Below are 8,590 nucleotides of genomic sequence, written 5' to 3' on the forward strand. Positions count from 1 at the left end.
CGCTATCGTCACCCGGAGTTCGGCTTGGGACTGTTCAGCTACGGCGTCGCGCCGGTCATCACCATCGAAGATCGTCTGCTCAAGCACCTTCAGGCAGTGATCGTCGCGAAGCTGCGTCGCCGGGAGAATTTCGCCTTCAACTGGGATCAGGAGCCAGGAGTGGGCACGGACGTGACGCACGAGAACGGCTCCCACGGTTCGGTCTGGATCTCCGAGAGCTCCTCGCTGTACTTCCAGTACGACGGCTCGCCGTCGATGGCCCTCAACCGGGCCTGGCTCGAGGACCTCATGCAGGCGGCCAATACGAGCACCGGGCTGCGGGCGGTTCCCGAGCCGGCCGCCCGCGGCGTCTGAGCCGGCGGAGTCCGGAGCCAGGGGCGCTCGCCCTTCCGGACGACCTCGATGACGTCGTGGCTATTCCCGCCCCGTGGCCCGACCGGCACACTGGAGCGGTGAGCAATGGCCGTCTGATGCTGCTGGACACCGCCGCGCTGTACTTCCGCGCCTTCTTCGGGTACCCCGACACGCTGAAGGCGCCGGACGGCACCCCCGTCAACGCGGCGCGGGGGCTGCTGGACATGATCGCGCGGCTCGTCACCGACTACGGACCGACGGACCTCGTCGCGTGCTGGGACGACGACTGGCGCCCGCAGTGGCGGGTCGACCTCATCCCGAGCTACAAGACGCATCGGGTCGCCGAGGTGATCGAGGCCGGCCCGGATGTCGAGGTGGTGCCGGATCCGCTCAGCATCCAGGTGCCGATCATCGTCGCGACGCTCACCGCGCTCGGGATCCCGATCGTCGGCAAGGCCGAGTACGAGGCGGACGACATCATCGGCACGCTCGCCGCGACCGCGGACGGGCCGGTCGACGTCGTCACCGGCGACCGGGACCTGTTCCAGGTGATCGATGACGAGCGGGACGTCCGGGTGATCTACACCGCCGGCGGGATGAGCAGACTGCAGATCGTGACGGACGGGGTGCTGCGCGAGAAGTACGGCGTCCGCGCAGCGCAGTACGCCGACTTCGCCGCCCTCCGCGGCGACACGTCGGACGGCCTGCCCGGGGTGCCGGGCGTGGGTGAGAAGACCGCAGCCTCACTGCTGGCACAGTTCGGCGACCTCGAGGGCATCGTCGCGGCCGCCGCGGAAGGTGCGCGCTCGCCGCTGTCGGTGAGTGCGAAGTCGAAGATCCGCGCCGCCGCGGAGTATCTCGCCGTCGCGCCCACCGTGGTGCGCGTCGCGTGCGACCTCGACCTCCCCGTCGTCGATTCCCGGATCGGCATCCCGGAGGGCGGCCGCGATGAGATCGAGCAGCTGCGGTCACGGTGGGGGCTGGGGGAGTCCGTGTCACGGGTCGTCGCAGCGCTCGAGGCCGCGACCGTGGCCCGCTGAGATCCGGAGCACCCGGACTCATGGGCAAGCTGATCTACACCGGACTCATCTCGCTCGATGGCTGCCTCGTGGACCCCGAGGGGAACTTCGACTGGGCGGCCCCGGACCCCGAGGTGCACGCCGCGGTCAACGAGCAGGAGCGTCCCGTCGGCACGTACCTCTACGGGCGGCGGATGTACGAGGTGATGCGGTATTGGGAGACCGAGCCGGGCGCCGCCGACGCGTCGCCGGCCGAGCTCGAGTACGCCGACCTGTGGCGGAAGGCCGACAAGGTCGTCTTCTCCAGCACGCTCGACCAGGTGACCACGGCACGGACGCGGGTCGAGCGTCGGTTCGACGTCGACCACGTGCGCGAGCTCAAGCGGTCGTCGGAGCCGGATCTCTCGATCGGCGGGGCCGGGCTCGCGGCATCCGCGCTGCGCTGCGGGCTGGTCGACGAACTCGCCATGTACGTGAGCCCCGTCGTGGTCGGCGGCGGAACCAGGTTCCTTCCGGATGGTGTGCGGCTCGACCTGGAGCTTCTGCAGGAGCGTCGGTTCACGGGCGGGGTGGTGCTCCTGCGCTACGCCGTCCAGCCGCCGCGGTCTGCATAGCGGCGATCACTCGGCGCCGCCCGTTCCTCTCCTCGGTTATATCAACTAAGTTGACTTGCGCGCGCGCCGCCCGGCGACGCGCACGGAGATCAGCATCGAAGGAGACGAAATGGCAACGGAGCCGAAGCCGCTCACCGCACACAGCACGATCGGGACATGGCTCGACCACCCGCAGGGCGGCCCGTTGATCCGCGGCCTGCTCGCGCAGAGCGGGTTCGACGAGAACGTGCTCGGGCCGGTGAAGGGCCTGCCGCTGCAGCAGCTGGTGACGATGAGCCAGGGGCAGCTGCCCCAGTCGGTCGTCGACGACCTGGTGCTGCAGGCCAACGGGGGAGTGGCGCCCACCGAGGATGCCGGCGCGAGCGGCGAGTGGCAGGAGCGGGTCACCCCCGGCCGCTTCGAGGGCCGGACGGTCATCGTGACCGGCGCGGCTTCGGGCATCGGCCGGGCGACCGCATCCCGCATCGCCCGAGAGGGCGGCCGCGTGATCGCGGTCGACATCTCGAAGGAGCGCCTCGACGAGTTCGCCGCCGCGGGGGACGGGGATGTGGTGGCGGTGGCCGGGGACATCACAAAGCAGGAGGACATCGACCGGATCGTCGCCGAGGCCGGCTCGCAGATCGACGCCCTCGCCAACGTGGCCGGCATCAACGACGACTTCTCGCCGGCGCACGAGACATCGGACGCGATCTGGGACCGGGTCATCGCCATCAACCTGACCGGCGGGTTCAAGCTCACCCGTGCCGTGCTTCCCGCGATGATCGAGGCCGGCCGAGGCGCGATCGTGAACGTCTCGTCGGAGGCGGGACTCCGCGGCAACGCGTCCGGCAACGCCTACACCGTGTCGAAGCACGGGGTCATCGGACTCACCCGCAGCGCCGCGTTCATGTACGGGCCGCACGGCATCCGCGTGAACGCGGTCGCGCCCGGCGGAGTCGCGACCGGCATCCCGATGCCGTCGGTCAATGAGAGCGGGATGGCGCGGCTGAGCCCCTTCCACTCGTCCATCCCGACCGTGGCGACGGCGGAGCAGCTGGCGGCGTCGATCACCTTCCTGCTGAGCGACGACGGCGTGAACATCAACGGTGCAGTGCTGACCTCGGACGGCGGCTGGTCGGTCCAGTAGTTCAGTCACGGGGCGTGAGGATGTCCTGCAGCAGCCGGCCGTAGCGGTCGGCGATGTCGGCGTGGTCGGTGGCGAGCAGCTGCTCGTCGCCGACCACCCACAGCGCGTATAGCAGCCCGCCGACGAGCGCGGCGGCGAGGCGGGCCCGAAGGTCGGCGTCGGGTCCGCTCAGCCGGTTCCGCAATGGCGCGACGAAGGTCTCGTTGTGCACGGTGGTCAGCCGCTGCGCGATCTCGCTCTCGGCGCTGCCCCGGACGAGCGCGAGGTAGGCGCCGCGGACGTCCTCGTCGGAGTCCAGCAGCACCTCGATGAATCGCCGCCCGAGCGACTCGATCGGCACGTCGAACAGCGGCTCATCGTCGAGAGTGACGTGCATCGTCTCGAGGAACAGCACCTGTTTCGCGCCGAAGTGGCGGATGACCAGCGCCGGGTCCACTTCGGCGAGTGCCGCGATCTCGCGCACCGACGTGCCCGCGTACCCCTGTTGCCGGAAGAGTGTCGACGCGGCCGACCGGATGCTCTCGCGGGTCGCGGAAGCGGTGCGTCGCGCCATACTGCGCATGCTATTGCACCGGTCGCCTACCGCTTCTGCGGGACGGGACTGATCACCAGCTCGTCGATGGTGACGTGCGCCGGGCTGTCCAGGACGAACTGCACGGACCGTGCCACGTCGTCGGGACTCAGCATGCGCCGGCGGGCGTCGCCGTCCGGAACCTCCGGCCGCAGCGAAAGGAAGTCCGTGTCGACTTCGCCCGGGCAGAGGTGGGTGCAGCGGATGCCGGCGGAGGACTCCTGCGCGTTGAGGCTGAGCGCCAGGGTCGACAGGGCCGTCTTGCTGGCCGAGTAGGCGACTCCGGCGTGCGGGGACGCGGTCCATGCGGCGTACGACGAGACGATCACGACCGTGCCGCGGCCCCCGGATCGCATCCCGGGCAGCACCGCATCGATCACCCGCACCGAGCCCATCAGGTTGACCTGCACGATGTCCTCGAACTCGTGCCTCGACTGGTCGCGCCAGTACCGGCGCTTCGCGTTCAGACCTGCTGCCGCGACCAGGTCGGTCACCGGACCGAACGCTTCCGTGAGGCGTGCGTGACCGGAGCGGACCTCATCGTCGGATCGGACATCGAGGGGGAGGGCGATCGCCCGGCCACCCGACTGCTCGACGAGCGAGACGGTCTCGTCGAGCGCGTCCGGCCGACGGCCGCTCACGCCGACCCGGTAGCCGCTCCGGCCGGCCGAGACGGCGACGGCCCGGCCGATCCCGCTTCCGGCGCCGGTCACCCAGAGTGTGCGCTGGTCCTGCCCCGTGACGGTCATCTTCCTCCCCGTGGTCGAGCCAATAGTAGGTTGTTCCCGTGCAGATCGAGTTCCGCGACCAGGTGGTGATGGTGACCGGTGGGGCGCGGGGGATCGGACGCGTGATCGCCGAGCGCTTCCTGCTCGAGGGTGCGACCGTCGTGGTGCTCGACCTTCCGGGAGCGGACCTCGACTCGGTCGGTGAGCGGTTCGCCGGGGGCGACCCGGGTGCGGCGCTCGCGGCCGACATCCGGGACGCGACCGCGGTCCGGCGAGTCGTCGACGACGTGGTCGAGCGCTTCGGGCGGATCGACGTGCTGGTGAACAACGCCGGCGTGAACGAGACCGGCAGCGTCGAGGACATGGACCCGGAGCGGTGGGACCGAACGTTCGACGTCAACGTCGGCGGGATGTTCCGCGTGTGCCAGGCCGTGATCCCGGTTCTGAAGCGGCAGCGCCGGGGGCGCATCCTCAACGCCGCCTCGTTCGCTGCCATCGTGCCGAGCGTGCACAGCGCCGCGTACGCTGCCTCGAAGGCGGCGGTGGTGCAGTTCACCCGGGTGCTGGCGGGTGAGCTGGGGCCGTGGAACATCACCGTGAACTCCTACGCGCCCGGAATGGTGCCGACCGCGATGAACGGGTTCGCCGAGCTGGCGGAGGCGCGCCAGGCGGAGCTCCTCGATCTGCTGTCGCTGCGCAGGTGGGGTGAAGCGGGGGAGATCGCGGACCTGCTCTGCTTCCTCGCGAGCGACCATGCGGCCTACATCACCGGGTCGCTGGTCGACATCAGTGGCGGGAAGCTCGCCACCCAGATCCCGAAGAAGGCGTACGAGGCGGCCGACGAAGCGCAGTAGTCCGCCGCTGTCAGAGCGACGCCACCGCGGCGCGCTCCACGTCGAGGCCGGCGCGGTAGCGGTCGAGGTAGGCCGCGAACCCCTCGACGTCCGCGGGATCGGGGTCCTTCGTGTCGAACGAGGCGCCGCGGAAGACCTGCTCCCGAAGGTAGGAGTCCAGGTCGGACCCCGACCCGGAGGCCAGGTAGGCCGCCAGCACGGCGATCCCCCAGGCGCCCCCCTCCGAGGCGGATTCGCCCACGGCGACGGGAGCATCGAGCGCACCGGCGAGGAACCGCTGGGCGACCCCGGCCGTGCGGAACATGCCGCCGTGTGCGAACATCCGGTCGAGTGTCACGCCCTCATCGGCGAGGACGCGCATCCCGAGGCTCAGCGTTCCGAACACCCCGTACAGCTGTGCGCGCATCGCGTTCGCCAGGGTGAATCGGCTGTCCGGCGTGCGGACGAAGAGCGGCCGGCCCTCCTCCAGTCCCGCGATCGGCTCGCCGGCGAGGTGGTTGTAGGCGATCAGGCCGCCCGCGTCGGGCTCCCCGTCCAGCGCCTCCGTGAACAGCACCTCGTACACCCGGTCCGGGTCGACCGGAAGCCCCGCCGCCGTCCCGAACCGCGCGAACATGCCGACCCAGGCGGCGAGCTCGCTCGCGCCGTTGTTGCAGTGCACCATGGCGACGGGGTCGCCCGCCGGGGTGGTGACGATGTCGAGTTCGTGGTGCACCCGCTCCAGCGGGCGCTCCAGCACGGTCATCGCGAAGATGCTCGTACCCGCACTGACGTTCCCGGTGCGCGGGGCGACGGCGCAGGTTGCGACCATGCCGGTGCCTGCATCCCCTTCGGGCGGGCAGAGCATCGCCCCGGGCGGCAGGGCACCGGACGGGTCGAGCAGCGCCGCCCCTTCCGCGGTGAGGTCGCCGGCGGGCTGGCCAGCGACCAGGACCTCCGGCAGAAGCTCCCGGAGGTTCATCCCCGGAGCCTTCTCGGCGACCAGCCGGTCGAATCTCGACACCAGCTCGGCGTCGTAGTCCCGCGTCGCGGCATCGATCGGGAACATCCCGGAGGCGTCGCCCACGCCGAGGACCTTCCGGCCGGTGAGCTTCCAATGCACGTAGCCGGCCAGCGTCGTGACGAACCGCACCCGCGGGACGTGCGCCTCCCCATCCAGCACCGCTTGGTAGAGGTGCGCAACGGACCAGCGCAGGGGGATGTTGACGCCGAAGAGCTCCGTGAGCTCCGCGGCCGCCGGTCCGGTCGTCGTGTTCCGCCAGGTCCGGAACGGCGCCAGCAGCTCGCCGTCGCCGTCGAACGGGAGATAGCCGTGCATCATCGCCGACACCCCGAGGGCGGCGAATGCCGACGGCCGCACCCCGTGCCGCCGCTCCGCGTCGCGGACGAGGTCGGCGTACGCGGACTGGAGGCCCGACCAGACATCGTCGAGGCTGTAGGTCCACATCCGGTCGACGAACCGGTTCTCCCACTCGTGGCTGCCGACCGCGAGCACCTCGGCTTTGTCTCCCGCGATCAGACAGGCCTTGATGCGGGTCGATCCGAGCTCGATCCCGAGTGAAGCACGGCCGGTCCGGATCCACTCGGTCGCCTGCGTCTCCTCGTCGACGGGGGGCGTGTCGGAACTCGTCATCAAGTCCTCCATTCGAGGTGGGTCGTCGAGCCCGAACGGGCCCGGGAGAGAACGCGGAAGCATCCGTTCGACTGCGGCTGCTCCGTTCGCTGCGACCGATGCTATCGAGTCGCCGGGAATGGCGGGTATGCGCAGCTCAGTGCCGCCGCGTCGACTCGCGCACCTTGAGCATCGGCTCCACCGGTGCCGTCTCGTGGTCGGTCCCGTCGAGCCGGCTGGTCAGCGTGAGCACGGCTTCCCTGCCGACGCGCTCGAGATCCTGGCTCACCGTGGTGAGCGACGGGAGGAGATACGCGGCCTCCGGCAGGTCGTCGAAACCGACGATGCTCACGTCGTCGGGCACCCGCACACCCCGTTCGGCGAGACCCCGGATCAGCCCGATCGCGCTTTCGTCGTTGGCGCAGAACACGCCGGTCGTGTCCGGGTCGAGCAGGGCAGCGGCCCGATATCCCGACTCGGCCGTCCAGTCGCCCTGGATCACCGGGAGCGCCGGGGCGCCGGCGGCCATCAGCGTCTCGAGATAGGCCCCTGCCCTGGCACGAGCCTCGAAGTACTCCGCGGGTCCCGCGACGTGCTGGATCCTCGTGTGCCCGAGCTCGAGCAGATGCGACACCGCGAGGCGGCCACCCTTCCGCTGGTCGACGCCGACACCGGTTCCGACATCCCGGCCGGTCGCCTGCAGCACCACCACGGGGAGACCCGGGTCGAGGTCGGAGATCGCATTCAGAATGTGCTCGTGCGGTGCGATGACGACCAGTCCCTCGATCCCCTGATCGAGGAGGAAGCGGAGCGCGCCGAGAGTGGCGCCGCGGTCCACCGCGGTGGCGGTGACCAGCGGCCGGTACCCGTACTGCCGCGCGGCGCTCTCGATCGCCAGCACGCTCCGTGTCGGACCGTGCTGCGCGACCGCCGGGGTCAGCACCCCGATCGTGCGAGAACGGCGTGTGACCAGCGTCTTCGCGGCGGCGTTCGGCCGGTATCCCAACTCGGCGATGGCGCGGAGCACGCGCTCCCGGGTCTCGTGGCGCACGTGCGGCTGGTCGTTCAGCACCCGGGACACGGTCTGGTGCGAGACGCCGGCCACCTCGGCCACATCGTGCATGTTCGGCAGTTGCCGCATCCGAGCTCCAACCGGCCGGGCTTTCCGACTTGTGAACGTTAACAGTGGGTGCCTAGAGTGTACTCGCCCGCACGCACAAGTTTCGGCGCGGGAGCTGGAGCGGGAGGCATTCGCATGGGCATGTTCGGCGCTGACACCGAGGCGGCGATCGATCGCACGCGCATCGAGGTCGCGGGCCTCCATGCCGAGCTGGTGCGGTATTCGCTGGTGATCTGGACGGGTGGGAATGTGTCGGGTCGGGTGCCTGGGGCGGACCTGTTCGTGATCAAGCCGAGCGGGGTCTCGTACGGCGATCTGGCGCCGGACAACATGATCCTCTGCGCTCTGGACGGGACGGTGATCCCGGACACCCCGGGGTCGGAGCGGAGCCCGTCCAGCGACACGGCGGCGCACGCGTATGTGTACCGGAACATGCCGGAGGTCGGCGGGGTGGTGCACACCCATTCGACGTATGCGACGGCGTGGGCGGCTCGTGGCGAGGCGGTGCCGTGTGTGATCACCGGGCAGGCGGATGAGTTCGGTGGGGAGATCCCGGTGGGTCCGTTCGCGATCATCGGGGACGACTCGATCG

At 70.3% G+C, this 8,590-nt stretch carries 10 protein-coding genes; 6 read left to right on the forward strand and 4 right to left on the reverse strand.

The annotated features are described in order from the left end of the window. The first annotated feature begins 24 nt into the window (after nt 1-24). From ACFFGH_RS33055 to ACFFGH_RS33070, 4 genes are all read left to right on the forward strand, one after another. Nucleotides 25-354 carry a DUF7882 family protein gene (locus ACFFGH_RS33055; protein WP_386676932.1) on the forward strand — a complete coding sequence of 110 codons (330 nt, stop codon included), beginning with the start codon at nt 25-27 and terminating at the stop codon, nt 352-354. Between the two features lie 98 nt (nt 355-452). Then, nucleotides 453-1,394, forward strand: coding sequence for a 5'-3' exonuclease (locus ACFFGH_RS33060; RefSeq protein WP_386676934.1), 942 nt, complete (start codon nt 453-455; stop codon nt 1,392-1,394). A gap of 20 nt (nt 1,395-1,414) precedes the next feature. After that, nucleotides 1,415-1,987 (forward strand): dihydrofolate reductase family protein, encoded by a 573-nt coding sequence (locus ACFFGH_RS33065; RefSeq protein ID WP_386676936.1) that lies wholly within the window; start codon nt 1,415-1,417, stop codon nt 1,985-1,987. A 109-nt stretch (nt 1,988-2,096) separates the two neighbouring features. Beyond that, nucleotides 2,097-3,113 (forward strand): SDR family NAD(P)-dependent oxidoreductase, encoded by a 1,017-nt coding sequence (locus ACFFGH_RS33070; protein WP_386676938.1) that lies wholly within the window; start codon nt 2,097-2,099, stop codon nt 3,111-3,113. A gap of 1 nt (nt 3,114) precedes the next feature. On the opposite strand, the gene ACFFGH_RS33075 is transcribed toward ACFFGH_RS33070, so the two are convergent. Beyond that, nucleotides 3,115-3,666, reverse strand: a complete 552-nt coding sequence (locus ACFFGH_RS33075) for a TetR/AcrR family transcriptional regulator (RefSeq protein ID WP_386676939.1) — start codon at nt 3,664-3,666, stop codon at nt 3,115-3,117. A 26-nt stretch (nt 3,667-3,692) separates the two neighbouring features. Beyond that, nucleotides 3,693-4,433, reverse strand: coding sequence for an SDR family oxidoreductase (locus ACFFGH_RS33080; RefSeq protein ID WP_386676941.1), 741 nt, complete (start codon nt 4,431-4,433; stop codon nt 3,693-3,695). A 38-nt stretch (nt 4,434-4,471) separates the two neighbouring features. On the opposite strand from ACFFGH_RS33080, the gene ACFFGH_RS33085 reads away from it, so the two are divergent. Then, nucleotides 4,472-5,266 carry an SDR family NAD(P)-dependent oxidoreductase gene (locus tag ACFFGH_RS33085; protein WP_386676943.1) on the forward strand — a complete coding sequence of 265 codons (795 nt, stop codon included), beginning with the start codon at nt 4,472-4,474 and terminating at the stop codon, nt 5,264-5,266. A gap of 10 nt (nt 5,267-5,276) precedes the next feature. On the opposite strand, the gene ACFFGH_RS33090 is transcribed toward ACFFGH_RS33085, so the two are convergent. Beyond that, entirely contained in the window at nt 5,277-6,899 is a 1,623-nt protein-coding gene (locus tag ACFFGH_RS33090; RefSeq protein WP_386676945.1) for a xylulokinase, read from the reverse strand. Nucleotides 6,900-7,035: 136 nt separating this feature from the next. After that, nucleotides 7,036-8,019, reverse strand: a complete 984-nt coding sequence (locus ACFFGH_RS33095; protein ID WP_386676946.1) for a LacI family DNA-binding transcriptional regulator — start codon at nt 8,017-8,019, stop codon at nt 7,036-7,038. A gap of 114 nt (nt 8,020-8,133) precedes the next feature. Here ACFFGH_RS33095 and ACFFGH_RS33100 point away from each other — a divergent pair. Then, on the forward strand, nt 8,134-8,590 hold a 457-nt coding region (locus ACFFGH_RS33100), incomplete at its 3' end, for a class II aldolase/adducin family protein (protein WP_386676948.1).

The organism is Lysobacter korlensis (assembly GCF_042434515.1).